Origin of the sequence: Pseudovibrio sp. JE062 (assembly GCF_000156235.1) — a bacterium.
In the GTDB taxonomy this organism is placed as follows: Bacteria; Pseudomonadota; Alphaproteobacteria; order Rhizobiales; family Stappiaceae; genus Pseudovibrio.
The window spans coordinates 218,092-244,642 of record NZ_DS996807.1; the positions used below are offsets into that span (position 1 = coordinate 218,092).

The following is a 26,551-nucleotide window of genomic DNA, read 5'->3' on the forward strand; positions in this document are numbered from 1 at the left end:
GTCCGATGAAAAAACGTCCAGCCGCACGTCTGTTGGTAGTTGATCCTCAAAACCGAATTTTGCTCTTCAATTTCAAGTTCGATAAAGGCCCTCTCAAAGGGCAGGATTACTGGGCCACCGTTGGCGGTGGCATTGAACCGGGCGAGAGCTTTGAAGAAGCCGCCCGCCGTGAACTTCTGGAAGAGACCGGAATCACCGAGCCCGTCACTGAGAAGATTCACATCGGAAGAGCCATCTTCCAGACACCATCCGGTGAAACTGTCGATGCCGAAGAGCATTTCTTCCTCGTCACAGTACCCCACTCCAAAATCGACTATTCCAATCATACTGAGTTGGAAACACAGGTGATGAGAAGCCATCGCTGGTGGACGCGCGAAGAGCTGGAAACCACCTCTCTGACTGTATTTCCTGAAAATATCCTCGAAATTCTAGAGCCTTATCTTCCAGAGAAGGTCTGAGCTGATCTGCTCATCTGCAGGATGCTTGTATTTTAGTCGGATATAAAGAAACCTTTATATCTTTATTGCTTTCTACTTCCTCTGTGATGTATAACTGCGTGCAGTGATCGCTCATTTTGCGAGCGCTCATCAACCATGCGGGAGGGGACTATGGGCCCGGGCATTCAGGAAGATTTAATGACTGCGTCTAAAGATTACTACGTCAAAGACATCTCACTTGCAGAGTGGGGTCGTACTGAAATTGAAATTGCCGAAACCGAGATGCCAGGCCTGATGGCTTGCCGCGAGGAGTTTGGTGCAAGCAAGCCCCTCAAAGGCGCACGCATCGCTGGCTCCCTGCACATGACCATTCAGACAGCGGTTCTGATTGAAACCCTCGTTGCACTGGGTGCGGAAGTCCGCTGGGCGTCTTGTAACATCTTCTCCACGCAAGATCAGGCCGCTGCTGCAATCGCTGCTGCTGGTATTCCTGTCTTCGCTGAAAAAGGCGAAACCCTCGACGAATACTGGTCTTATGCCGACAAGATCTTCGACTGGGGTAATGGTGAAACCGCAAACCTCATCCTCGATGACGGCGGCGACGCAACTCTGATGATTCTTCTCGGAGCAAAAGCTGAGAAAGACCCATCTGTTCTCGACAACCCGTCGAATGAAGAAGAAACCGCGCTCTTCGCAGCGATCAAGCGCCGCCTCGAAAAAGATCCGGGTTTCTACTCCAAAGTTAAGGGCAACATTCAGGGTGTTTCTGAAGAAACCACCACAGGTGTTCTGCGTCTTTATGAAATGCAGAAGAAGGGCGATCTGCCATTCCCTGCAATCAACGTGAACGACTCCGTCACCAAGTCCAAATTCGACAACCGCTATGGCTGCCGTGAATCACTGGTAGACGGCATCCGCCGCGGTACCGATGTGATGATGGCTGGTAAAGTGGCTGTGGTTGCTGGCTACGGCGACGTTGGTAAAGGCTCTGCTCAGTCTCTGTCTGGCGCAGGTGCCCGCGTGATTGTCACTGAGATCGACCCAATCTGCGCTCTGCAGGCTGCAATGGATGGCTTTGAAGTCAAAACCATGGAGCAGGCCATTGGCGAAGGTGACATCTTTGTAACCACCACCGGCAACAAAGACGTCATCACCGCTGACCACATGCGCGACATGAAGGACATGGCGATCGTCTGTAACATCGGCCACTTCGACAACGAGATTCAGGTTGCTGCACTGCGTAACTTCAAGTGGCGCAATGTGAAGCCTCAGGTCGACATGATCGAGTATCCGGATGGCAAACGTCTGATCCTTCTCTCCGAAGGCCGTCTGGTAAACCTGGGCAATGCGACTGGTCACCCATCCTTCGTGATGTCCGCAAGCTTCACCAACCAGGTTCTGGCGCAGATTGAGCTGCACACCAAAGGCGAAGACTACAAGAACGAAGTTTACGTTCTGCCGAAGCATCTGGATGAGAAGGTTGCGCGCCTGCACCTTAAGAAACTCGGTGCAACCCTGTCTGAGCTGACCGATGATCAGGCCAACTACCTTGGCATCGACAAAACTGGCCCATTCAAGGCAGAGCACTACAAGTACTGATTCAGGCAGTCCGCATTTGCTGTTAACGCTAAGGGACTTAGCGTTAACAACTCCATGAATTCTACTAGGCCCAGTGAGCTCACTTTCAATATATTGGGGGTGCGCTTGCTGGGCTTACTATAAATTGTAGTGGATGATTATTTCGCCCACAGAATTTGTTTACTTTTTGTAAAGATCCTCTTCTTCCGAAAATTCAATCAGGTTACATTGATTGTCGAATCAGTCGTTAAGTTAGGCAGTTGAGCGACTTGTTCGCGATTCGTGACACCAATGCGGCGTGTGTCATGAATTTGAGGCGGCGAAGAAAGGGGCACAACATGCCAGCATCCTGGCATAAACACGCGCGTGTTAGCGTGCAGTGGCGGAGAAGGTTTAGGCTCGTGCTGAACCTGCTGGGCGTTGCTGTGTTTGCTCTTCTGGGTGCCGCTGGTTTTTCTCAGGCTATGGATATTCTGCCAGCTCTTTCAGGTAGTTCGGTTGACGCCTTCAAGGTTGTCTGGGTCGCGGCAACGGCCGGTATCGCCTTGTACGCTGTCGCAGCCTCCGTTGTGCTCGTTCGCATTCGCAGAAATGACTCATTGTCCATTCTGCAACTTCGCCAGGACAGAGCCGACGCAATGGCGCGCATCGATCGCCTTGAAAGCTTGCTGGAGACCGAAGATAGCCTGCTACTGGTCTGGGATGGTGAGGCCAAACATCCCGGCGTTGCCGGACATCTGCCAGAAAATCTGGAACTCTCAGGCGGTCTTTCGCAACTGGTTGAGTTCGAAACCTGGCTTGATGTCAAATCTGCTGAGGCCCTGCGCGCTTTTCTCGAGCATTTGCGCGGCCACGGCGAAGTCTTCCGGTTAACCTTAACAACCATAGATGGGGTTTATCTGGAAGCATCCGGTCACACAGCTGGTGGATTGGCAGTCCTTCGCCTGCGTGACCTCACAGGAGATCGCCAGCTTAGCGCGCGCCTTTCGGAGCAGAACAAAGAGCTGCGCGAACAGATCTCCTCGCTTCACAGCCTGTTGGACGCACTGCCGGGGCCTGCATGGCAGCGCGATCATCATGGCCAGCTTGTCTGGGTCAACACCGCTTATGTGGATGCCGTCGAGGCTGAAAGCACCCGCACAGTGGTTGATGACCAGATTGAGCTGTTGGAAGCAAAAGGTCGCAACAAACTCAATATGATGCGCCAGACTGATGGTGTCTATCACTCACCAATGCCAGTTGTGGCAGCGGGCGAGCGGCGCGTCTTTGAGTTGACCGACGTAAACTCTGAGCACGGCAATGCCGGCCTTGCTCAGGATATTTCCGAGCTTGAACGCGTACAGGGCCAGCTTCGCCGCACACTTGAGTCCCATACGCGTACGCTCGATCAGCTTCAAACACCTGTGGCCGTGTTTGGCGCTGATCATCGTCTCCAGTTCTACAACGCAGCCTATCGGTCCCTCTGGGATATCGATCAGAGCTTCCTGGAGACCAAGCCGGAAGAAGGCGAGCTGCTCGACGCCCTTCGCGCAGCTCGCAAACTGCCAGAGCAGGCTGACTATCGCGGTTGGAGAACCAAACATCTGGAATGCTACCAGGCCTTGGATGCACAGGCTTTCTGGTGGCACCTGCCGGATGGCCGGACCCTCCGCGTGATCGCCAGCCCGCATCCGCAAGGTGGTGTGACGTACTTCTACGAGAACGTCACCGAGCAGCTTGATCTGGAAAGCCGCTTCAACGCGCTCACCCGTGTCCAGCGTGAAACGCTTGACCACTTGACCGAAGCTGTCGCCGTGTTCGGCTCCAACGGACGCATGCGCCTCTCCAACCCAGCCTTTGCTGAGATTTGGGGCCTCTCTCAGGAGTTTTTGGAAGGCGCTCCTCACGTCAATGACCTGCTGGACAACTGCAGAGAGCTGATGGGCGATTCCGATCGTTGGCAGGAGCTTGCGCGCGGTGTGACAGGCCTGTCCGACAACCGCACCAGCGTCTCAGGCCGGATGGAACGCATTGACGGATCGGTCATCGACTACGTCACCGTCCCGCTACCAGATGGCGGCACTCTGCTCACTTTCGTGAACGTCACTGATACGGTCAACGTAGAGCGCGCCCTGCATGCAACCAACGATGCGCTGCAGGAAGCTGACCAACTCAAGAACGCGTTCATTCAGCACGTGTCCTACGAGCTGCGCTCTCCTCTGACCACAATCATTGGCTTTGCACAGTTGCTGGGTGATGCCAAGTTCGGCGATCTGTCTCCAAAGCAGGAAGAATACACCGACTACATCCTGTCGTCGTCTTCCGCACTGCTGCACATCATCAACGATATCCTTGATCTGGCGACCGTTGATGCAGGTATCATGGAACTGGAGATCTCCGAGGTGGATGTGGCGCAGACCGTGTCTGAGGCGGTCGAAGGCCTAAAAGATCGTCTGGTCGAGTCTGACATCACTCTGCGCACACACATGCCGGATGACATTGGCATCCTCAAAGCAGATGAACGCCGTCTCCGTCAGGTCTTGTTCAACCTGCTCTCCAACGCAATCCGTTACTCCGACAAAGGCGGTCTGGTCGACATCAGCTGTCAGCGTGAAGAGAACGAAATCCGCTTCCGCATCAAAGACCACGGCGCAGGCATCCCTCAGGAGATGCTGGAGCAGGTCTTCTCCCGCTTTGTGGGCCGCGGAGCAGGCGGAAACCGTCAGGGTGTAGGCCTCGGCCTGTCCATCGTGAAGAGCTTCGTAGAGCTGCACGGTGGTACAGTTGATATCACCTCTGAGGAAGGGCAGGGCACCACAGTGGATTGCACCTTCCCGCTGGAGCCGCACATCCATTCGCTGGAAGCGGCGGAATAACTCATCCTTCAGTTTTCAGAAAGATAAAGGCCTCTGGGGCTTGAGTTCCCTTGCTGGTTTTGGCAAGTGCTTACTCTTGAAGAATTCCGGATGCGTCACGCCTTTGCAGAAGGGCGCAGTGCATTCTATCAGATGACTACGTAATCTTGAGAGGTCGGCGCTAAAGCTCACTCAGGTGCATGCGTAAAGATAAAGGGTGAGAGCAGCCTGCGTGAATGTGATTGCTGCAGCTGCTCGTGAGGCGAACTGAATGAAGGTACTTCTCGAAGACCAGAGAGCGACTGAGCTTTTTGCTGCGGATCTGGCTGAACTGCTGAAAGAGGGAGACGTGCTCGCTCTTTCTGGAGATCTGGGCACCGGCAAATCCACGCTCAGCAGGGCGCTCCTGCGCCATCTGGCAGCTGATCCTCATCTGGAAGTCCCAAGCCCAACCTTCACGCTGGTCCAAACCTACGACCTCACCAGAATGCCTGTCGCGCATTTTGATCTCTACCGCATTGAAGAGCCGGAAGAGCTGGAAGAGCTGGGCCTCGATGAATATCTGGAAACCGGTGTCGCGCTGATTGAATGGCCGGAGATGGGAGATCCATCCTACTGGCCGGAAGCGCTGGACCTGAAGCTGATCGAAGGCGCTGAGCCAGATACCCGCGAAATCACCCTCACAGCCAACTCAGAAAGCTGGCAGAACCGTCTTGATCGTCTCGCCGCCCGCCGTGCCCTGCTGAAAGATGCAGGCTGGATCGATGCAGAGCGCGAGCATGTACAGGGCGATGCCTCAATGCGCACCTATTTTCGCCTTCACAAAGAAGGTGAGACAGTCGTCTTTATGGATAGTCCGCCAACTGGGTCAGAGCCGCTTCTGCCCTCCGGCAAGACATACGGTGAAACCGTGCACCGCGCCAAGGATGTGACCGCATTCTTCGCCATTGGCAACGCCTTGGCCGAGCAAGGGTTTCGCGTTCCAAAGCGTCTGGCAGCTGATCCGGAAAATGGTCTGGCACTGCTGGAAGACTTTGGCGACCAGATCATCACCGAAAACGGTGAAGCCGTAAAAGAACGCTACGAGCTGGCCATTGACGACATCGCACGCCTACACAGCTGTGATTGGAACACCGAACTGCACGCTGACGGCAAAACCCATCAGCTGAAGCCCTGCGACTTTGAAGTGCTAATCACCGAAGCAGACCTCTATCTGCAATGGTATCTGCCCTACGCCAACGGCATACCGGCAACGGAGCAGGAAAGCAAAGACTACGTGGAAGCATGGAAGGAACTACTCGAGCCTGTCCTCCAAAGTGAGCCAACAATGCTTCTGCGGGATTACCACAGCCCGAATATCATGTGGTTGCCAGAAGAAGCCGGGCTCAATAAGCTAGGTTTAATTGACTACCAAGATGCAATGGTAGGCCCCGCTGCCTACGACGTTGCTTCTCTCGTATACGACGCCCGCGTTGATATGCCGGAGGACCTTCAGGAGCATTTGCTACAACGATATTGCGACTTGGCAAGAAAGAATAAACCCATTTTTGATGAAATGGCGTTTCGGAATGCTGTTGCTGTGTTGGCCTTGCAGCGCAATGCCAAAATCCTCGGGGCTTTTGTACGTCTTGATAAGCAGCTCGGAAAACCTAAATACATGGAGATGCTTCCTCGCATCCGCAATTACGTGCGGCAGTGCTTTGCACAATTAGGGGAAGTAAGCCTCAAACCAATGTTCAACGTCATACTCTCGTCAAATGAGACGAGGCAGAGTGACAGCTGATACAAGAGAACAAAACGACAGAGACAACTCGATGCCTAAAGATATCTCCTTCCATCCTAAAGCGGCTATGGTTTTGTCCGCAGGGCTGGGCAAACGCATGCGGCCCCTGACGGCGACCACACCCAAACCCCTCATCGAGGTGGACGGTAAGTCGATGTTTGCGCGCGCAGCATCCCGTTTGAAGGAAGCTGGCCTCGAAACATGCGTTGTCAACGTGCACTACCTGGCAGATCTGGTCGAAAGCCACGCCCGCAAGTTCGAAGGGCTGGACGTCAAGATCTCTGACGAGCGCGATGAGCTACTGGACACTGGCGGCGGCATCAAAAAAGCCCTGCCAATGCTCGGAACGGATCCGTTCATCCTCAAAAACTCCGACAGCTTCTGGCTGGAAGGCGTTAAGCCAAATCTCGACCTGCTGGTAGAGACCTGGGATGACGAAAACATGGATATGCTGATGCTGCTTGCTCCAACAGTGAATGCTGTTGGCTATGACGGCAAAGGCGACTTCCTGATGGACAACGAAGGCAGATTGGAACGCCGCGATGAGCGTTCCGTAGCACCGTTCATCTACTCAGGCACTGCCATGATCCATCCGCGCCTCTTCAAAAATACGCCGGAAGGCCCATTCTCTCTCAATGTGCTGTTCGATAAGGCAATTGAGAGTGGTCGCCTCTTTGGTGTTGAAGGCGATGGCCTCTGGTTGCACGTTGGAACGCCTCAAGGCCTGGACGACGCTGAACGCGCAATCGCAAACAGCGCCAACTAACCTCACTACAGGATAGGCCCGCAACTCCACGCGGGCCGCCTCAGCTCACTTCCCAAAAACTGAAGCGCAAAACACACCGCATGGCCTGCTGTGCAGTGAGGATGCGACGCGTCCACGATACGGGCACGCGAAACGCTGCGGCTCAGTCATCCAAACCACAGCGCATGCATTAAAAACGATAGGACACCGCGAAACGGGCAGTATCCTTCGTTATCAGGCAAAGACTGTCAGATCCTGCGCCAACATCATCGCGTTTCCGTCTGGATCGTAGAAGGTCGCAATGCTGACCATGCCTTCGATAGTCTCAGTAGGGCCATCGAACTTCACGCCAGCACCTTCCATGGCTCCGCGTGCGCTTTCAATATCAGCAACGCCAAACACTGGCACAGTGTTGCCCGGCTTCGGCTCGGTCTGCTCGCCCAGACCCAGTGTAACGCCAGGGGTTTTGGTATGCATTTCGCTCCAGCCAGCTTCGTCAATGTGGTGCTTCAACTCAAAACCAAGCATGGAGCTGTACCACTCCGCGCTCGCGTGGCGGTCACGCACAGAGATTGACAATGTGATCGTATTTTCCAAAGAAACAAGCGACATGAAACTTCCCTTTCAGTAAAAAATAAAGTAACTATACTTTATGGACATTAAGGCGCTTGTCAAGCTCACATCTCGGGCTTGGTCTCTAAATATTCTGGCTCACTTGCACGCTGGTGTTCCCGGCAGGCAGGCTCCGCTGCTGGCTGCGTCAGGGGCGAGCCGTACATCGTTCGCTGCAAGTCTTGAGCATCTTGTGGAACTCGGCCTGTTGGAGCGAAACCCCGGCCATGGCCACCCGTTGCGCCCGGAATTTCGCCTGACGCCAAAAGGTGTTCGCGCCGCTGAAATTGCCAGCAGGATCGTGAACGCCGTCCCCAATGACAATGAGTTCTCCCTGCTGCGCAAAAGCTGGACAGTGCCAATTCTGGCCCTGACAGCCACACCGCAACGCTTCTCATCAATCCGATCAGATCTGGCAACGATCACAGACCGCGCATTGTCAGCTTCACTGGTCAGGCTGGAAGAGAGGGAGTGGATCAGGCGGGACATCAACACAACCCAACGCGTCCCATTCCCCACCTACTGCGCCGCCAACACGGGCATCCAAATCAACAGAGCAATTGATTTGCGGGTGTAAGCGCGGCAGAGATATAAAATCACACCGTGCTTTTTGCTGTCCGCCACGCACCATGACCCTCATCGGAGACATAAATGACCTTGATCCTGAGTTCCGATGATGCACCCCATTTTCTGTCTCAGCTGTGCGGTTGGTTTGCTCAGGAATGGGGGGAGATGGACTCGGTTGACCCCGGGCAGAACGGTCTTGAAGCTCCAGCCCCCTTGCTGTCTATAAGCGAGGAGGGGAAGCTTATCGGTGGACTGGCGTTTACAATAGCCCCAGAACCTCAGAGCTCGACGAACTCTATCTGGATCAATGCGTTGCTGGTTGCTCCAGAACACCGGGGGCAAGGCGTTGCTTCAAAACTGATAAGAGCAGCCGAAAAGGCAGCTGCTTTGAAGAACATAACCAAGCTGTTTGTTTATACGGAATATGCAGCCCTTTACACCGGCTGTTCCTGGGAGCTTCTCGAAACAAAAGAAGGCAACTCAGTTCTGAGCAAAGCATTGGAGCCACTGGTTCAGGAAGATCAGCTTTGAGATGATGCGTGCGGATGCACCGTGAAAAACAAAAGCAGTCAGGTTCATCACCAATCTCGCGGGGATATAAAAACTCACCACGCTTTTTGCTGTGTGCTCCGCGAAAAACTCTATTAAAAAGGAGCATTCGGTTCTTTTCAGGAGGCTCCGGTGGCGGCCACCCCAAACATTTTCAGCGTTTCTCCATCCACGCCATTTCTGCAGGCTACTGTGGAAGCGTTGCTTTCAGGCCAGCTGATCCCGGGTTTTCAGGCGGATGATGATCCGCTGGCGCTGGCCGATGTCACCATCTATGTGCCCACCCGCCGTGCCGCCAGAACCCTGCCGGATGTCCTGCGCAAAGCTTTGGGTGCTAAAGCTGCGTTGCTGCCCAAAATCCTGCCGCTTGGCGACGTGGATGAGGAAGAGCACATCCTGAAAGGCCACGGAGATGGTGAGGCACTGCCGCCTGCCATGTCCACCATGGAGCGCAAACTGGCCATGACCCGTCTTGTCTGGGCATGGAAGGGCCAGCTCCGCCGCCAGATCCTGCAGCTCAAAGAAGATGACCCCGCCCGTGTGCCAGCGTCCTCCGCGGATGCCGCATGGCTTGCAGGTAATCTGCTGACACTGATGGATGAGGTGCAGACAGAAGAAGCCAGTTGGGCAGAACTGGGTAGCCTCGTTCCGGAAGATCATGCCGAATACTGGAAGATCACGCTGGAATTCCTGAAGATCGTCACCGATCTGTGGCCCGAGCACCTGAAAGCCATCGGCATGATGGACCCGAAGGAGCGCCGCTCAGCTCTCATCCGAGCAGAAGCCGCTCGCTTGCGCACCACCCCGCCACGCGGTCCGGTGATCGTAGCAGGGGCAACCGGTTCCTTCCCGGCCACTGCCGAGCTGATGAAAGCCGTGCTCAGCCTTGAAAACGGTGCACTGGTGCTGCCAGCGCTCGATAGGGGTATGGATGCAGAAAGCTGGGAGGCACTTGGCAGCCCGTCGGAGCCACAACGCGTGCCGGGGCATCCGCAATACAGCCTCCGCCAGTTGCTGCTGGCGCTGGGCGTAAAGCGGGAAGACGTTACTCAGCTCGGTGCGCCGGAAAGCGAAGCCCTACGTCTGCGCTGCGAGATCGTCAACGAAGCGCTCCGCCCGGCTGAAACGACCGAAGAGTGGCAGAACTTCTTCACTTCAGAACTGGCAGAACACCGTGAAACCGCCTTTGCAGGGACGCAGCTGATCACAGCGCGCAACGAGGCGGAAGAAGCCCTCTCCATCGCCCTGCTGCTGCGCGAAGCGGTGGAAGCAGGCAAAACAACGGCACTGATCTCACCAGACAGAACACTGGCCCGCCGCGTGGCATCCGAGCTGACTCGTTGGGGCATCATTGTAGATGACACCGCAGGTCGCCCGCTGGAACAAACACCGCCCATGGTGCTTGCGATCCTCACGGCAAAGCTGGCTTTGCAGGGGCTTGATCCGGTCAACCTGCTGGCCCTGCTTAAACACCCGCTCGCCTTCCTCGGCATGAAAGCCAAAGAAGTCCGCTCCGCTGCCCGTGCACTGGAACGCGGCGTCCTGCGTGGCCCACATCCAAGGCCGGGCCTGAGCGGTCTGCGCGAAGCCGTGGAAGCAGCCCACGATCAGGCTATGGAGAAAGCCGACAGACCTGTTGCCCGTTGGCGCAAGCTGGTGGAGGAAGACTGGGACGCCATCAACACCCTGCTGGACCGTCTAGAGCAAGCGCTCGGCCCATTGGAAGCCCTGCTGCAAAATCCAAATGAGATCCCGGTCGAAGACATCATCAAAACTCATGTGGATGCCGTCCTGCTCCTCGGGGCTGATGAAAACGGCTCCACCGAAGAGCTGTTCAGTGGCGAAAATGGTAAGGCGCTTGCCGAAACTCTGACGTCGTTACTGGAAGCTGACGCCGCAGGCCTTTGCGTGCCTGCCAATGAATGGCCCGGTGTGTTTGGTGCCCTCATCACCGGCGGCGCCGTTCGCTCTCGTACACCAGCTGATCCGCGTATCCACCTGCTCGGCCCCATGGAAGCCCGCCTGCAGCGTTACGATCTCGTTGTGCTGGGCGGCTTGAATGAAGGCACATGGCCACAGCGCACCCGTAACGATCCATGGCTCAACCGCCCGATGAAGGGGCAGATCGGTCTCGATCCGCCAGAACGCAAAATTGGTACCTCCGCCCACGATTTCCTCTGGAACCTTGGTGCGCCTGAAGTGGTGCTTTCCCGCTCTGAGCGTGTAGATGGCTCCCCAACCGTGGCCTCCCGCTGGCTCCAGCGTATTGTCACGCTGGCAGGCCAAAGCGTTGAGCAACAGATGCGCGCCAAAGGCAAACGCTACACGGAAATGGCCCACGTGCTGGACCGCTCTGAAACACCAGTGCGCCCAGCCAAACGCCCGGAACCAAAGCCACCGGTAGAAGCCCGTCCGGTGCAGCTCTCTGTAACAGCCATCGAAAACCTGATCCGCGATCCATACCTCATCTACGCCAGGCACGTGCTGAAACTGGATGAGGTGGACCCGATTGGCGGGGAGCCGGGAGCTGCCGACAAAGGCAACATCATCCACGATGCGCTGGCCAACTTCCTTGAGGATTGGGATGGCCCGTTTGATGAAAAAGCCGTCCGCGCCCTGCTGACCGAGGGAGGCCGCCTGTTCCGCCCACTCGACGCCTTCCCGGCCATCCGCGCCCTGTGGTGGCCGCGCTTTGAGCGTATCGCGGAAGAGTTTGTCGCTTATGAAGGTGAAGTGGCACCCAAGATTTATGACCGCTTCCTTGAAGAGTACGGCAAAGTGGAAATGCCACGCCCGGAACGCAACTTCACCCTCACAGGCCGTGCAGACCGTATCGACCAGATGAAAGACAACACCCTGCGCGTCGTGGATTACAAAACCGGCCAGCCACCCTCCGCCAAACAAGTGGAAGCGCTGCTCTCACCGCAGTTGCCGTTGGAAGTCGCCATGATCCGCCGTAAAGGCTTTGAGGATCTGCCCCACGACATGCCCATCTCCGACATGCTCTACATCCAGCTTAAAGGCGGTAGCGATGCCGTGAAGCTGGAAAGCCGCGTGCCAAAGGAAAGCACAGCCGAAGAGCTCTCAGAAGAAGCATGGAAACGTCTGGAACAGCTCGTCGCCGCCTATGAGAACCCGCGCAAAGGCTATCTCTCCAGAGCGCGTGTGCTGAAGGAGAGGGAATGGGCCGCCTCCTATGATCATCTCGCTCGCGTGCAGGAATGGTCCCTCGGAGAAGACGGGGAGGACGCATAATGGATATCCCAGCAAAAACCCTTGATAGCCAGCAACGCGCAGCACACCCTGAAAACTCAGCATGGGTGAGCGCCAACGCAGGCTCTGGCAAAACCTTCGTGCTCGCCCGCCGCGTGGTTCGCCTGCTGCTGTCCGGCACCGACCCATCCCGCATCCTCTGCCTCACCTTCACCAAGGCAGCAGCTGCAGAGATGGCAACCCGCGTGTTCGATTCCCTCGCCAAGTGGACACAGCTGAGCGATGCCGAACTGGCTGCCGAGATCGAGGATATCGAAGGCCGACCAACCTCGCCCAAGCAACTGGCAAACGCCCGCCGCCTCTTTGCAAAAGCGCTGGAAACGCCGGGCGGTCTGAAGATCCAGACCATCCACGCGTTCTGTGAAGCACTGCTCCACCAGTTCCCGCTGGAAGCCAACGTGGCAGGCCACTTCTCCGTGCTCGATGACCGCTTGGCTGAAGAGCTGCTCAATGAAGCCCGCGCCAGCATCCTGCACCGTGCCGAGATTGAGCCGGAGTCCGATATCGGGTCAGCCCTGTCCCAGCTAATCGAGCTATTACCGGATTCAGGTGTTGAGAAAGCCCTCTCAGAGCTGATCAGCCGCCGCGATGCGTTCTACCGCTGGGTTGCTCCTTATGGGGACCTGGAGAGCGCTGTTTCCGCGCTATACGCTGATTTCTCCGTCATGCCGGAGGATGATATATCTGACTTTGCATCTGCGTTGCGACGGAAATGTTCTCTCACTGACGACGAAGTAAAAGCGTTTGCAGAAGCCTTACGCGTCGGCTCCAAGACAGATCAGGACCGCGCCAATGCTCTGGATCAGGCAATCACGCTCAAAAGCGACGAAGCCTGGCGCATTGCATGGCTGAAGATCTTCCTCACAGGCACCCTCGGCCCTCGCAAATCCCTCGCCACCAAGAAGGTGCAAACCGCCTTCCCAGAAGTTGTCGAGCGTTTGTTCGCTGAGCAACTGCGTGTGCTGGAAGCTTTGCAACACCAGAACGCCGTCATAACGGTATCCGGCACCAAAGCGATCCTCATCCTCTCAGATGCGGTTTTGCGCTACTACGAGACGGAAAAACTCCGTCGCGGTTACCTCGACTTTGAGGACTTGGTGGTGAAATCTGCGCAGCTCCTGTCCCGTGCAGAAGCTGCTCAATGGGTGCAGTACAAGCTGGACCAAGGCCTCGACCACATCCTCGTGGATGAAGCGCAGGACACCAGCCCCCGCCAGTGGGAGGTGATCCGCGCACTGGCAGAAGAATTCTTCGCGGGTGATGGCGCACGAGAGAAAGTACGCACCATCTTCGCGGTAGGCGACGAGAAGCAGTCCATCTACTCCTTCCAGGGCGCCGTCCCAGCCTATTTCGCCGAAATGCGCAAGTTCTTTGCCCGCCGTGCTGAAGAAGCACAGAAGAACTTCGAGGGCATCGAGCTCAACCTCTCCTTCCGCTCCACACCGGATGTGCTAGGCGCGGTCGATAAGGTCTTCGACACGCCGGAAACCTACAAAGGCCTGTCTCAGGACAACGTCGCTCCGGTGCACGAAGCCATCCGCCACAACGATCCGGGCCGCGTCGAAATCTGGCCACTGGAAGAAGCCGTTGAAACGCTGGAACCAGACGACTGGACACAGCCGATTGACGCCATCGGCACCGGCAACCCCATGCTGCGCCTCGCCACCCGTATTGCCGAGCAGATCAAGGACTGGGATGAGCGCAACATCGCTGGGCCGGGAGATGTTCTCGTCCTCGTCCGCAAGCGAGGCCCGTTTGTGGAGGCACTCAACCGCGAACTCAAACGCCTGGATGTACCTGCCGCTGGCTCTGACCGTCTTGTCCTGACAGACCACATCGCCGTCAAAGACCTCGTCGCGCTGGGCCGCTTCATCCTGCTGCCGGAAGATGACCTGTCTCTCGCCTGCGTTCTCAAAAGCCCGCTGTTCGGCCTGCTGGATGACGACCTCTTCGAGATCGCCCATGAAACACCGGGTGTTCCAAGGCCGGGCACCCTCTGGCACGAGCTGCTGAGAAAATCAGAGAACAGCGAGAAGTGGCAGACCGTCCGCAAGCAGCTGGAAGTCTGGCGTGACCGCGCCGACTTCGTGCCGCCGTTCGAGTTCTACGCCAAAATCATGGGCACAGACGGCTATCGCCAGAAGTTCCGTGAACGCCTCGGCACAGAAGTCGATGACGTGCTTGATGAGTTCCTTTCATTGACGCTCACCTATGAGAAGAGCGGCACGCCGGGCATGGAAGGCTTCCTCGCATGGCTGGCGGAAGCGCCGACCGAGATCAAGCGAGAGCTGAACGCCGCAAAGGGCATGGTCCGCATCATGACAGTCCACGGCTCCAAAGGTCTGGAAGCGCCTTACGTTATCCTCGCTGATGGCTGTAACGCGCCCGTCTCCAGTCTGCACGCGCCGGTCATGGTTGAAAAGCAGCGGGCAGGGGATACGGAAGCAGCACCCGCTCTCGTCTGGCTGCCCAACAAAGCACAGCGCACAGCCTGGCATGAGGAAGCGCTGGAGCTGCTGGCGGATGAACAGAAGGAAGAATACCGCCGCCTTCTTTATGTGGCACTCACCCGCGCAAAAGATCGTCTCGTTGTCTGTGGTTGGTCACCCAAGCGCGGCCCTCACGATGAATGCTGGTACACACTTACCCGCAATGGTCTGATTGAGGAAGCGCGCGAGCAAACAGATGCCAATGGTGAAGTGTCCGCATGGATCTGGACCAAGGGCGGCATCGAAAAGCCAGAACCGGTCCTGCCGCAGTCCGAAAAGGCAGAAAGCCAGCAACAGGCAGCGATGCCCGACTGGATTTCCAAAAACGTCAGCGCCCCGGAACGTATCCGCCGCCTGAAGCCATCTGCCGCTTTTGAGGAGATGGAAGCAAAGGAAAGCATCGAGCAGCAAGACCCGAAAGATGCTCTGGAAGCCGCCCGCCAGCCGGAAGACTGGCCTCTGGTCCGCGGTCGCATCGTCCACCGCTTGCTCGAGTTCCTGCCGGACCTGCCGGAAGACCAGCGCATAGTCTCTACGGAACGGTTCCTCGCCAGTTCTCTGCCGGAGCGCTTTGAGGATAAACGGGAACGTCTGCTGGATGATGTGCTGGGCACGCTGGGTGCACCTGAGTTCGCTGAGTTGTTCAGTGCCAACGGCAGAGCCGAAGTTCCTATTCAGGGCATGCTCACCGGAGAGGACGGCAAACCAGTCGAGATCTTCGGTCTGATTGACCGACTGCTGGTCAATGACGAAGAAGTGATCATTCTCGACTTCAAGACAAATGCCTATGTGCCAAGAAGCGTGCAGGACGTCTCCGAAACGTATGTTGCGCAGCTGGCTGTTTACAGAAAACTGCTTTCTGAGCTTTATCCGGATAAGAGAATAAGAGCACTGCTCCTCTATACGTCAGGTCCCCGGCTGATAGAAATACCAGTGGAACTGATGAAATCTTTTAAATTCTAGCCGAATGTTGAGAATTCGTTCGCTTGACGCTCGGCACTTGCGTTCTTACTTTCAGGGCAACAGAGTTTGCTCAGTTGGGGGCGACTCAAACTGGATTATGAAAAGAGGCAAAAATGGCCACTGTGAATGTTGAAGACGGTAACTTCGAAGCTGAAGTACTCCAGAGCTCTACCCCTGTTCTCGTAGACTTCTGGGCGACTTGGTGCGGTCCTTGTAAGATGATTGCGCCTTCTCTGGAAGAAATCTCCGAGGAAATGGCTGGTCAGGTTAAGATTGCTAAGCTGGACATCGACAGCAACCAGCAGAGCGCAATGAACTACGGCGTTCGTTCAATCCCAACCATGATCCTTTTCAAGGATGGTCAGCCTGCTGCGACCCTCGTTGGTGCACAGCCAAAGGGCAAAATTGCTGATTGGATCAAGCAGTACTCATAATTTTGAGGGTATCTGCAACGAAATGCTGAGTAAAATCGGGCATTCTGAGGATCTCCGGTCACGGAAGTGGCCGGAGGTCTTTTGTTTTTGGCAAACAGTGACTAAATAAGGACCGAATAAAGTTTTGGCACGGGCGCCTGTTGGCAGCCCTGCTTTGCTCTTCGGTGAATAAGAGCAAGTTTGAAAGACGGGATGACGATGAGCGATCAAGACAAAACTCCGCAGGCAGAAGAGCAGATGAATCCGGAAGCTGTGGTTGAGGAAGCTGCGAGTGCCAATGGCGCTGAGCAGGCAGAAGCTGCTGTGGAAGTAGATCCAATCGAAGCACTGCAGGCTGAAAACGCTGCCCTGAAAGACCGCGCTCTGCGCACCATGGCGGAAATGGAAAACCTGCGCCGCCGGACTGAAAAAGAAGTCAAAGACGCAAAAGCATACGCAGTGGCAAGCTTTGCTCGCGACATGCTGGTTGTAAACGACAACCTTGGCCGTGCAATCGAAGCACTGCCTGATGATGCGCGTGAGAACGACGATAACCTGAAGGCGCTGGTTGAAGGCGTTGAGTTGGTAGAGCGCGAAATGCTCAACCACCTGGAAAAGCACGGCGTGAAGCGTCTGTCTCCAGAAGGTGAAAAGTTCAACCCACACTTCCATCAGGCGATGTTTGAAGTGCCAAACACTGAAGTTCCAAACAACACCGTTGTTCAGGTTGTTCAGGCTGGCTACGTCATCGGCGAGCGCGTCCTGCGCCCGGCAATGGTCGGCGTTTCCAAAGGCGGCCCAAAAGTAGCTCCAGTTGCCGACAAAGCAGCAGAGCCAGGCTCCACAATCGACAAAGAAGCCTAAAAAAGAAAGCCCTCACACAAATGAGGGCTTCTCAAAAGAATTCCAAAACGGAGGTCGACAATCGGCCTCCGTTTTTTGTTGTGCGGGTGATGGCTCAGTTGGCCTTGAAGAAGGTGTCAACGCGGTCGATGACCTGATCGACGTATTGGTCGATGTCGTAAAGGTCGAAGTGCTCCGCACCTTCCACCACCATCAGCTCTTTAGGCTCAGCTGCATTCGGGTAGAACAGATCAGTCAGTGGGCCGGTGATGGCTGCGTCTGATCCGCGGATGAACAGCTTCGGCAAGGTCAGCTGGTCTCCATAAGGGGAATGGTTCAGCGCCGGGTCGATTGGCAGCTGGAAGGCTGGCAGCATGTTGGAATAGTTTGGTGCATGCTCCAGCGCGCCGCGGGATGTCATGTAATAATCAACGGCATCAGCGTAATAACGAGGTGTACCCTCTGGAATCTCACCCGGTTTCATGGCGCCAAGGACGGGATATCGATCCACCTCTCCAGTCTGCAGGTATTTTTCCATCGCCAGATTTGCTCCAAGGATCGCTTGGCCGCGTGTTTCCTCATCCATCATCTGCGCAAAGGCTGTCGCACAGTCAAAGTAGGCGGACATGGTGGCGATGGCTTTCAGACGCTTATCAAGGAAGGCAAGGCGGGTGATGTAGGCGCCGCCCATGCAAAGCCCCATGCCGTAAATCCGGTTTTCATCAATGCAATCCAGATGACGCAACACGGTGATGCCGTCCGTCAGCACAGCAATGATGTTCTCAGTGTTCTCGTAATTGCGGATCTCACCTTCACTCTCGCCAAAGCCAATGTGATCCACGGCCAGCAGAGCATAGCCACGGGCAGACATCTTCTCACCGTAGACAACGCTGGCCTGTTCCTTCACCTGTGTTGCCGGGCGGGCAAAGATGATAGGAGGGCAAGGGGAGGTCTCAAAACCTTCTGGCAGGTAAAGGTCAGCAGAAATCCGGTAGCCCTTTGTTGTGAAGCTGATTGAGTTCTTGCCGGGTTTAAACGCGCTCTGGTCAATCGTGATCATCTGGTCTCTCCATTCTTTCGTGGTTCATAACGACCTGTCGGGACGTATTTAGGTTTAGTAAGCGCACGCTTACATTATTGACAGAAAAGTAAGCGATGGATTACTTTAGAGTCAAGAATAAATGTAAGCAGTGGCTTACAGTGGCCGGAGCGACCTGAATGTCCCAGAATAAACAACGAGATGCAGCGCAAACCAAAGACCGCATCCTGCAAGCGGCGGGTGCCAAGTTCTCGCAAAAGGGCTATGACGGCGCCGGAACGAGAGAGATCGCAGACCTCGCTGAAGCCAACATCGCTTTGGTGACGCGCTACTTCGGTTCCAAGGAAAACTTGTTCCGCGAAGCCGTGCTGCCAGGCATGACCATGGCGCCGCTGATGATCGGCGATATGGAAAACATCCCCGCCCGCATCGCGCACTACATGACCACCAAGAACCTCGATGGTCCGATGACGCTGGATCCGACACAGGCGATCCTGCGGTCCATGGGCAATGAAACCGTGGCCCCCATGATACGCGAAGCTCTGGGCGATAAGGTGGTCGATGAACTTAGCGACAGCATCAAAGGTGACGACGCGAAACTCCGCTCAATCCTCGTCATCGCTTTCCTGTTCGGCCTTGATGCCATGATGCGCGTAATGCACCTCTCTCCTGAAGAGAAGGATGAAAAGCAGGCTATGGAGAAGCTGATCAAGGAGACGCTGGAGGGCCTGATGCTGCCGGAAGCTCTGCAAGAAACGCAGGGCTGATCTGAAGTTCTCGGCGCTGTCCCCAAAACCTTCACAGGATCTCGGGCTATTTAAATCCAACAAATGAAGTAGTGTAGTTCTCCGGTTGCTTTTTTAAGATGGCTGACTAAAACCACCAATCTTGAAACCAACGAATTTGCGGGCATGACGTAGATGCATTCTGAGATCTGGCAGTATCTGGACTTTTTGGGCGTGGCCGTGTTCGCCGTGACGGGCGGACTGGTCGCTGCACGTCTGCGTCAGGATTTTATCGCGTTTCTGTTCTTCTGCTCCTTAACGGGCATCGGTGGTGGAACCCTGCGCGATACGCTTCTGGATGTGCCAGTATTCTGGATCGAAGACGAAAGCTACCTCTATGTCTGCCTCATCGTCTCCATCGGCATGTGGTTCTTCGCTCATAGAGTTGAAGCATGGGGCCGCCCGTTGCGTTGGCTCGATGCAGTTGGTGTTGCCGCTTACTCCGTGATGGGCGCTGCGAAGGCAATCTCACTGGGTGATACGGCTGCTATCGCTGTTCTCATGGGGGTTGCGAGCGCCACATTTGGCGGAATTCTGCGAGATATCATCGCCGGCCAACCATCCGCCCTCCTGCAAAGAGAGATCTACCTCGCAGCAGCTCTGGCAGGTGCGACCACGTACACCGCAGTGCTGATGGTAACAGGAGGCAGCAATCTTGCAGCTGCTCTTGGCTTTGCTGTTGCGATGATACTACGCGGTGGTGCGATCGCGAGAGACTGGCACCTGCCGAGCTATGCACCGCCAAGAAAGAAAGATCTTGAGGATCTCGACTAAGCTCGCGTCAGAAAATCCGGATTAAACGCGTAGATAAACGTGCCCCGCAGCGGCCAGATCAGCCAGTGCGGTGCCCGTGGACTTGAACAGCGTGATCTGCTCGTAAAAGCGACGACCCGCCCGGTCTCCCTGACACAGCTCTGCCAGATCAGAGGCAATGTCCTGCAGGTTCAACACCCCATCCGCCAGCGGCTCCTTCAGCTCTCCAGCAGTCGTCGGCGTCGTGTCATAGCTGTCCAGGAACAGCCGCGCCTGCGAGATCACCTCATTATCGCACTCCCGCTGATCCGCATGCGTCGAGCCCACCAGATCCAGATGCGTGCCCTCCTGAAGCCATTCGCCTTTGATGAGCGGCCTATGCGTACTCGTGGCGCAGCAAACGATATCTGCCCCGCGAACAGCCCCTCCCAGATCTGTTGTGGCTGAAATCGTAAAGGCTTGACCCTGCATGGCATCCACCAACTGCTGAGCCCCGGCAGGACTCCGGTTCCACACCAGAACCTCCTTGATAGGCCGCACAGAGGCATGCGCTTCGATCAGATACGGCGCAAGGCTACCAGCCCCCACCATCAGCAGACGGGAGGAATCTTCACGAGAGAGGTAGGAGGAAGCCAGCGCCGATGTGGCCGCCGTACGCCAGTTCACCAGCGCTTTGCCATCAAGCAACGCAAGCGGTGTCCCGGTCTTGCCGGACTGCAAGAGGTAAACACCTGCAACACTGGGGGATTGATGTTCCTGAGCGCCCGGAAGCGAGCTTTCGATCCGCGTTCCAATAAACCCGCGCTCAATGGTGTCCTGAGCTGCAAAGTCATGCCATGCGGAAGAAATGGTGAGAGAGCCGTCGTCGAGGCCGGTAGGACGTGCAATTCTTTGTGTGAGCGGGGAAGGGGCCACCGCACCAACACGAAAAGCACGTCTCAGCGTTTCAAGAAGATCACGAAAGTTCATCACCTCCTCAATTTCCTGAGCAGTGATGATCCGCATTCGCAATCCCCGTTTTCAGCGTTCAGGGCAGAGTAATAAAGCGGTTAGGCTGCCTTTTTATGGTCTGGTGATGGCAGGCCAGGTGCAATGTCACCCTGTGCCACCTTACGCAGTGAATCCGCTTCATGTTTAAGCTGGTTCGCTTCCCGCCGCTGTACGCGAGCTTCCTTGCGGAAACGGCCTTGTCGCATCCAGGTCGCCACACCGCCGAGCACCACGCCCAGTCCAACAGCGCCAAACAGTAACCAGAAAACCGGGATGTTGAAGGTCAACATCGGATCCTCTGGATTAAAGGGGTTAAGCGAAATCAGCGTGGAATGCCGGTTCGCAACCGCGAGTACAACAAGTAGAGCTGCTATAGGGATAAGCAGCAGGTTCCGAAGGAAACGAGCCAATTTATTACTCCAGGATCAGTCTTCGCCGTGATCCGTGCCGTCGTTCAGCCGTTCGCGCATTTCTTTGCCGGTTTTGAAGAACGGAACGAACTTTTCGCCAACTTCAACTTTCTGGCCAGTTCTTGGGTTGCGTCCCACGCGTGCAGGGCGGTTCTTCACGGAGAACGCACCAAAGCCACGCAGCTCAACGCGGTCACCGCGCATCAGCGCTTCGGTAACTTCATCAAGAATGGCGTTTACGATATTCTCTACATCACGCTGATAGAGATGCGGATTACGCTCCGCGATAGTCTGAACTAATTCCGATTTAATCATGCTTTGCCCCCCCAAGTGCTGAGACTGTTGCCGCATCCGGAGCCTGCCAAACAGACACGAGACCGTCAAGCGGTAGGCTTGAATCTACGACACTTTTTGCTGTTTTGAGAAGTGAGTGTATCAAATTCTGGTTCTCACTACCCAAAAAGCCTAATAAATTTGCAGGGAACGGGAGTGTCCGTTCGTCTGATTCTGGTTTCCAGTCGATAATTTTCAAATCACTGGAAAGCCCTTTTTTCTCAATAAGCCACTGATGCGCAGCCTGTTCGCCACCAATCTCATCGATCAGCTCCAGTCCTTTTGCCTGATGCCCGGTGTAAACCTGACCATTGGCAAGCTGAAGTGCACGCTCCTGGGAAAGGCCTCTGCGTTCTGCAACCAGCCCAACGAACCACATATAGGTATCGTCGATGATGTCTTGCAAGGCTTCCTTCACTTCAGGTGTAGCTGGCTCATAAAAGTTTGGTTCAGCTTTCAATGGCGCGCTTTTGATCGCATCCATCTCAACACCAATCTTGTCGAGCAGGCCCTTCGCGTTACCGTATTGGAAGAGAACACCAATTGAGCCGGTCAAAGAGGTGTATTGAGCAACAAGGTGGTCACTGGCGATAGCAGAAAGATAAGCAGCGGAAGCGCCAAGCGTCGTGATGGACGCTGTCACAGGCTTCTTCTCAGCAATCTTGCGCAGCGCGTTATACAGCGCTTCACCGCCGGATGTAGTGCCACCTGGGGAATTAATGGAAACGATGACGCCCTGCACGGTGTCATCCTTGGCAATTGCTTCAAGCATTTCCAGCTGGCGGCGATCATAGGTGATCGGTCCGCTGATTTCGATGCGAGCAATATGTTTTTCGGATCGGGCGAGCTCTCCAAGGCCGGTTGCCTCGGCGCCACCCCACAACAGCAATGCTGCCAGTGCTAAAAAACTAACGACACGCCAGAATGAAACTTTACGTCTCAGGCGCCTACGATCAATAAGAACGTCACTGTCTAGACTCATGGGGTCTTCCCGGTCAAACTCAATTAAGCGACTATAGGGAAACAATACCTAAGCTTTTGAATAAGCCAAGTGTTCTTTCTCTGCAGGCGGTAAAAACACGACCATAAATTAGGCTTTGTCACTGCCAAACGGTTAATTTGGGGGACACAGCCTGTCAAATCTCCGAAATTTCTGGTTGCAATGCTAATCGACTAAGATGCCAGAGAAAATGGCGATACTATGTTATTTTACGTTTTCCTCTGCTTCCATCAGGTCTTCTTCGTGCGCAATCGCACTTTCCATCAGGTGCCGCCACATCGTCTCGTAGGTTTTTTCGTTCAGGCCGGCTTCGCGGGCATGCGCCTTCACATTACTGGCCACCTCTTCAACGCGGCTTTCAATGCGGGCAGCAAGGCCAATCGGTTTTTTGATTTCCGCAGCGCGGGTAATGTACGTCCAGCGCTCTGCAAACAGGGTGATAAGCTCTGAATCCAGGCGATCAATTTCAGCGCGGATCTGAGCCATGTTCTGACATTCACGAGCAGAGGTTTTCATTAGTTTTTTGCTGCCTATCGAATTAAATGAAGCGGCTGGGAAATGCCACCTTTTGAAATGTCATACCCGAAATAATTGCCGGGTCGCAACCGGCATATGATTATCGCATAAAAAATCCGTTCCGTTCATCAGGAGGTGGGGGGGAGCTGAGAACGGAACGGGATCTTATCGGCCATGGGGCCAGTTGGACTTTTCGTCTTTTTTGGGCCACTGTTTCATCGGTTGCTCTGAAAACCGACAGGTTCAGTGATCTTAATTCTTGACGCGAGAACTAGGGGCATAGTTCATCGCGCGCTGTTGGAAACCCAAAGCCGATTGCTGCAAGGACGGCGTAAAACGGGTTTCCAGTTAGCCCTGCGGTTTCGGGCGGACCGCGAGGGCATTCCGAAGTCCTGAACCAGAACGGACCTTATTATTGTTATTGGTCTCGCTCGTGTTCCAAGACAAACAGCACAGTAGAGTTTGAGAGAATGGGATACTCTCTTGCTCGCTGCGTAAAGTAATATACAGACGTTACTTGAAGATAAATAGAAATCAGAAATAGAAAATTTCGAAATATGACTCGATCTTAGGTGGTATATAGCAAATTAAAAGTTGATACTAAAAATACTCATCAATTTACTATTGCTTATCTATTATATTTATTTTGATTAAAGTGAATTCATATTTACATTAATTAAAATTGAAGGCATGTAAATGCTGTAGATCACAGAATTTGCTTTATTCTTACCTTAGGGGAATGCGTTGTCGCATTAAAAAAGGGGCGTTTCCGCCCCTTTTAGGTCTCGCTACTTTAAGACCTTCTTGCTTAATCATCGCAAAGTCAGTCTCCGCAAAATGCGAAGCCAGCCCTGACAAAATTATCCAACCTAGATTGAACGCGTAATACCGCCATCAATGCGGATATTTTGCCCTGTCATGTAGCTGGAGGTGTCTCCGGCAAGGAAAGAAATCAGATCAGCCACTTCCTGAGAGGTGCCATAGCGACCCATTGGAATGCGATTCCGGCGCTCTTCTTTCTCTGGCAAACTATCAATGAAGCCTGGCAGCACGTTGTTCATGCGGATGTTTGAAGCCGCATACTTGTCCGCAAACAGCTTCGTGAAGGCGGCAAGGCCCGCTCTGAACACGCCAGAGGTAGGAAACAGTTCTTCAGGCTCAAACAGCGCATAGGTGGAAATGTTGACAAAGCTGCCTTTGCCCTGCGCTTCCATGATTGGCGTTACAAGGCGGGTGATGCGGACAACGTTCATCAGATAGAAGTCCATGCCTCTGGCCCAGTCTTCATCTGTCAGCTCAAGGATCGGTCCTTTTGGGCCATGGCCAGCACTGCTCACAACAGTATCGATGCGGCCCCATTTTTCCATAGCTGCATCAACAAGGCGCTGCAGGTCAACTGTTTCAAGGTTGGAGCCGGTCACGCCAACACCGCCCAGCTCTTCAGCCAGCTTCTCGCCTTTGCCTGAGGAGGAGAGGATAGCAACCTTGTATCCGTCCTCTGCCAGCTTGCGTGCAGCTGCTGCACCCATGCCACTGCCACCAGCAACAACAAGCGCGACTTTCAAATCACTCATGAAACCCTCCTGAAATTATTCAGGACCATTCCATTTTCTGCGGTGCAAGAAATCAAGTGACGATTTGTCATCACCCTGAGAGAAACCGGGCGGAGGGCATAGTAATTCTGTCATTTGCGTTCCTAACGGAAACGTGAGGAACTCAATTGCTCTGATTTCAATAAAATACTTCTACTTTTAACTGGTTGAAAATAACTATGTATAAAAATCGCGAGTACAGGCACGTGCCGTGAGATTCAGTGATTTAGAGCCTATCGCCGAAAACAGGACACGGGTTTTCGGATGAAGCTACGCAAACTGCTTAAGTTAAGTCGTTTAAAGCATCGGTAAGGGAGAAATTTGTTGCAGGCAGATGTTGTCACATCGGAAGAGCTTGCTGCTGTAAAGCAAAGCTCAGCAACAAAAGCACTCCAGAACCCATCGGTGCGCGTTCTGCAGTCTCCTGTTGAAGTCGCTGACATCCAGCAGCACTGGCGCAAACTGGAGCAATCGGCCAAAGGCAACCCGGTCTTCCAAAGCTATGCCTGGACCATGGCGATGCTTGAAAATCCTTCAGTGGTTCAATCCGCCAAGATCTTCGCGGTCTATGATCAGCAAAACCTGATCGCGGTTTTGCCGCTGCGCATTGAAAAGCAAAAGTCCCTGAAAGCGCTGACAGGCCTGGGAGAACCCTTCCAACAGTACTCCGAGATGCTGCTGGAGCCCGGCTACAAACCAGCTGAAGTGCTCAACATTCTGAAGCCACATCTGCAAAAGGCCGGAGCGGATATCATCCACCTGCGCCAGATCAGAGAAGGCGGCGCTCTCTATGATTTTGCCAGCGCTCAGTTTACTGAAGTTGGCGAAACAGACGGCGCGCCATGGCTGGAGCTGAACCACTGGGACAGCTTTGAGGACTATCTCAAGTCCATCTCCGCCCGATCCCGCAAAACCATCCGCAACCAGCGCAACCGCCTGCACAAATCAGCAGGCCTGACGCACCGCGTGATCCGTCAGGAAGACCCGGAGCTGGAGACCATGGTTCTGCGCACTCTGAAAGGGCGTGAGAACTGGGTGGAAGCCATGGGATACGCTTCCCGTGCTCTGGAAGGTGATGGCCTGCAGCAACTCCTGCTGTCGTTGAGCAAAGGCTCGGCAAAAGGCTGCGAACTCATCGCATTCGAGCTGAAACACGGTGATCTCCCAATCTCAACCGAATGGGGCTTCCTGTTCGAAGGCTGCTACTCCGCCTACATGGCAGACTGGAATCCGGACTACGAGCAATCCAGCCCCGGCAAACTCCACCAGATGGATGTCATCGAGGCCTGCTTTGCGCTTGGGATTGATAAGATCGACTTCCTTAAGCCAGCCTCCCGCTACAAGATGACATGGACCTCAGAAGTCGCCAGCGTCTTCGATGCCGTCAGTCCGCTCTCCTTCAAAGGCCAGCTCTACGCCAGCCTCTGGCTCAAGAACCTGCGCCCACTGGCAAAACGCATCGTCCTCGCCCTGCCAAAAGGCCCAAGAGCCCTTCTGATGAGCACCGTCAAGAAAATCATCGGCTAACGCTGCCGGGATCCGTCGCTGGTCTCTACTCTCAATTTCCCTAGACCTGTGATATTGCAAAGCCGGATTATCCTCGCAGGCTGGAGATTTGAACGTGAGCAAGACTGAAAGCTTTCAGGAACGAGTAGCCCCATGGCTATTGGAGTGCTTCGGCAAGGAAATTGCCACGGATAAGACAGAACGCAACCATCGCTTTCTGGAAGAGGCTCTCGAACTGGTCCAGTCCGCAGGTTGTACCGCCAGCGAAGCACATCAGCTTGTCGACTTCGTCTTCAATCGGGAAGCTGGAGAGCTCAAACAGGAAGCCGGTGGTGTCATGGTAACACTCGCCGCCCTCTGCCTCGCCCATCACATCGACATGCACGATTGCGGTGAAGTGGAGCTGGAAGAAATCTGGACTAAGGTGGAGGCCATTCGCGCCAAACAGGCAGCGAAGCCGAAATATGCACCGCTCCCGTAATCTGAGCAGATTTAGGGTGCTTCTCTGACATAAGCGCGCAAAAAAACACGAAGTAACGCA

Annotated in this window: 23 protein-coding genes; 15 read left to right on the forward strand and 8 right to left on the reverse strand. The window is 54.8% G+C overall.

The genetic code is table 11. The features are described 5' to 3' along the window. Positions 1–5: 5 nt before the first annotated feature. The 5 genes from PJE062_RS08545 (at position 6) to PJE062_RS08565 (ending at position 7,398) form a co-directional block, all read left to right on the forward strand. Positions 6–458, forward strand: coding sequence for an NUDIX hydrolase (locus PJE062_RS08545; RefSeq protein ID WP_008548228.1), 453 nt, complete (start codon positions 6–8; stop codon positions 456–458). A gap of 177 nt (positions 459–635) precedes the next feature. Then, positions 636–2,036, forward strand: coding sequence for an adenosylhomocysteinase (gene ahcY / locus PJE062_RS08550; protein WP_037036486.1), 1,401 nt, complete (start codon positions 636–638; stop codon positions 2,034–2,036). Positions 2,037–2,353: 317 nt separating this feature from the next. Beyond that, positions 2,354–4,870 carry a PAS domain-containing sensor histidine kinase gene (locus PJE062_RS08555; protein WP_208982221.1) on the forward strand — a complete coding sequence of 839 codons (2,517 nt, stop codon included), beginning with the start codon at positions 2,354–2,356 and terminating at the stop codon, positions 4,868–4,870. 250 nt (positions 4,871–5,120) lie between these two features. After that, positions 5,121–6,632: a bifunctional tRNA (adenosine(37)-N6)-threonylcarbamoyltransferase complex ATPase subunit type 1 TsaE/phosphotransferase gene (locus PJE062_RS08560; protein ID WP_008548342.1), complete on the forward strand. Its 1,512-nt coding sequence runs from the start codon at positions 5,121–5,123 to the stop codon at positions 6,630–6,632. Between the two features lie 31 nt (positions 6,633–6,663). Continuing rightward, positions 6,664–7,398, forward strand: a complete 735-nt coding sequence (locus PJE062_RS08565; RefSeq protein WP_008548331.1) for a nucleotidyltransferase family protein — start codon at positions 6,664–6,666, stop codon at positions 7,396–7,398. A 213-nt stretch (positions 7,399–7,611) separates the two neighbouring features. Here PJE062_RS08565 and PJE062_RS08570 read toward each other — a convergent pair whose 3' ends face one another. Then, positions 7,612–7,989, reverse strand: coding sequence for a VOC family protein (locus PJE062_RS08570; protein ID WP_193384385.1), 378 nt, complete (start codon positions 7,987–7,989; stop codon positions 7,612–7,614). A gap of 40 nt (positions 7,990–8,029) precedes the next feature. Between PJE062_RS08570 and PJE062_RS08575 the strand changes: the two genes are divergently transcribed. From PJE062_RS08575 to grpE, 6 genes are all read left to right on the forward strand, one after another. Further along, the gene (locus PJE062_RS08575) at positions 8,030–8,566 is read left to right on the forward strand and encodes a winged helix-turn-helix transcriptional regulator (RefSeq protein WP_008548722.1); all 537 of its coding nucleotides are present in this window, start codon (positions 8,030–8,032) and stop codon (positions 8,564–8,566) included. 74 nt (positions 8,567–8,640) lie between these two features. Further along, positions 8,641–9,087 carry a GNAT family N-acetyltransferase gene (locus tag PJE062_RS08580; protein ID WP_008548687.1) on the forward strand — a complete coding sequence of 149 codons (447 nt, stop codon included), beginning with the start codon at positions 8,641–8,643 and terminating at the stop codon, positions 9,085–9,087. Positions 9,088–9,237: 150 nt separating this feature from the next. After that, positions 9,238–12,360, forward strand: a complete 3,123-nt coding sequence (gene addB / locus PJE062_RS08585) for a double-strand break repair protein AddB (protein ID WP_008548197.1) — start codon at positions 9,238–9,240, stop codon at positions 12,358–12,360. After that, the gene (addA, locus tag PJE062_RS08590; RefSeq protein WP_008548572.1) at positions 12,360–15,830 is read left to right on the forward strand and encodes a double-strand break repair helicase AddA; all 3,471 of its coding nucleotides are present in this window, start codon (positions 12,360–12,362) and stop codon (positions 15,828–15,830) included. Before addB ends, addA begins: the two co-directional genes overlap by 1 nt. A 113-nt stretch (positions 15,831–15,943) precedes the next feature. After that, positions 15,944–16,264, forward strand: coding sequence for a thioredoxin (trxA, locus tag PJE062_RS08595; RefSeq protein WP_008548703.1), 321 nt, complete (start codon positions 15,944–15,946; stop codon positions 16,262–16,264). Between the two features lie 198 nt (positions 16,265–16,462). Next, positions 16,463–17,107 (forward strand): nucleotide exchange factor GrpE, encoded by a 645-nt coding sequence (grpE, locus tag PJE062_RS08600; RefSeq protein ID WP_037036490.1) that lies wholly within the window; start codon positions 16,463–16,465, stop codon positions 17,105–17,107. Positions 17,108–17,201: 94 nt separating this feature from the next. Here grpE and PJE062_RS08605 read toward each other — a convergent pair whose 3' ends face one another. Then, on the reverse strand, positions 17,202–18,146 hold the full coding sequence (locus PJE062_RS08605; protein WP_008548343.1) for an alpha/beta hydrolase: 945 nt from the start codon (positions 18,144–18,146) through the stop codon (positions 17,202–17,204). Between the two features lie 158 nt (positions 18,147–18,304). On the opposite strand from PJE062_RS08605, the gene PJE062_RS08610 reads away from it, so the two are divergent. Both PJE062_RS08610 and PJE062_RS08615 read left to right on the forward strand, forming a co-directional pair. Then, positions 18,305–18,892: a TetR/AcrR family transcriptional regulator gene (locus PJE062_RS08610; protein ID WP_008548808.1), complete on the forward strand. Its 588-nt coding sequence runs from the start codon at positions 18,305–18,307 to the stop codon at positions 18,890–18,892. 153 nt (positions 18,893–19,045) lie between these two features. Beyond that, positions 19,046–19,684: a trimeric intracellular cation channel family protein gene (locus PJE062_RS08615; protein WP_008548234.1), complete on the forward strand. Its 639-nt coding sequence runs from the start codon at positions 19,046–19,048 to the stop codon at positions 19,682–19,684. A 21-nt stretch (positions 19,685–19,705) separates the two neighbouring features. Here the strand turns inward: PJE062_RS08615 and PJE062_RS08620 are convergent, their stop codons facing one another. From PJE062_RS08620 to PJE062_RS08645, 6 genes are all read right to left on the reverse strand, one after another. Beyond that, positions 19,706–20,668: an ornithine cyclodeaminase family protein gene (locus PJE062_RS08620; protein ID WP_008548785.1), complete on the reverse strand. Its 963-nt coding sequence runs from the start codon at positions 20,666–20,668 to the stop codon at positions 19,706–19,708. A gap of 44 nt (positions 20,669–20,712) precedes the next feature. Beyond that, the gene (locus PJE062_RS08625; RefSeq protein ID WP_208608922.1) at positions 20,713–21,063 is read right to left on the reverse strand and encodes a lipopolysaccharide assembly protein LapA domain-containing protein; all 351 of its coding nucleotides are present in this window, start codon (positions 21,061–21,063) and stop codon (positions 20,713–20,715) included. Positions 21,064–21,078: 15 nt separating this feature from the next. After that, positions 21,079–21,378, reverse strand: coding sequence for an integration host factor subunit beta (locus PJE062_RS08630; protein WP_008548293.1), 300 nt, complete (start codon positions 21,376–21,378; stop codon positions 21,079–21,081). Next, entirely contained in the window at positions 21,371–22,378 is a 1,008-nt protein-coding gene (sppA, locus tag PJE062_RS08635) for a signal peptide peptidase SppA (protein ID WP_037036398.1), read from the reverse strand. Before sppA ends, PJE062_RS08630 begins: the two co-directional genes overlap by 8 nt. A gap of 222 nt (positions 22,379–22,600) precedes the next feature. Continuing rightward, complete coding sequence (locus tag PJE062_RS08640) at positions 22,601–22,912, reverse strand: chorismate mutase family protein (RefSeq protein ID WP_008548209.1); 312 nt, start codon at positions 22,910–22,912, stop codon at positions 22,601–22,603. Positions 22,913–23,781: 869 nt separating this feature from the next. Continuing rightward, complete coding sequence (locus PJE062_RS08645; RefSeq protein ID WP_008548813.1) at positions 23,782–24,486, reverse strand: SDR family oxidoreductase; 705 nt, start codon at positions 24,484–24,486, stop codon at positions 23,782–23,784. Positions 24,487–24,828: 342 nt separating this feature from the next. On the opposite strand from PJE062_RS08645, the gene PJE062_RS08650 reads away from it, so the two are divergent. Continuing rightward, positions 24,829–26,031: a GNAT family N-acetyltransferase gene (locus tag PJE062_RS08650; protein WP_208982222.1), complete on the forward strand. Its 1,203-nt coding sequence runs from the start codon at positions 24,829–24,831 to the stop codon at positions 26,029–26,031. A 94-nt stretch (positions 26,032–26,125) separates the two neighbouring features. Beyond that, positions 26,126–26,491: a hypothetical protein gene (locus tag PJE062_RS08655; protein WP_037036492.1), complete on the forward strand. Its 366-nt coding sequence runs from the start codon at positions 26,126–26,128 to the stop codon at positions 26,489–26,491. Positions 26,492–26,551: the final 60 nt, after the last annotated feature.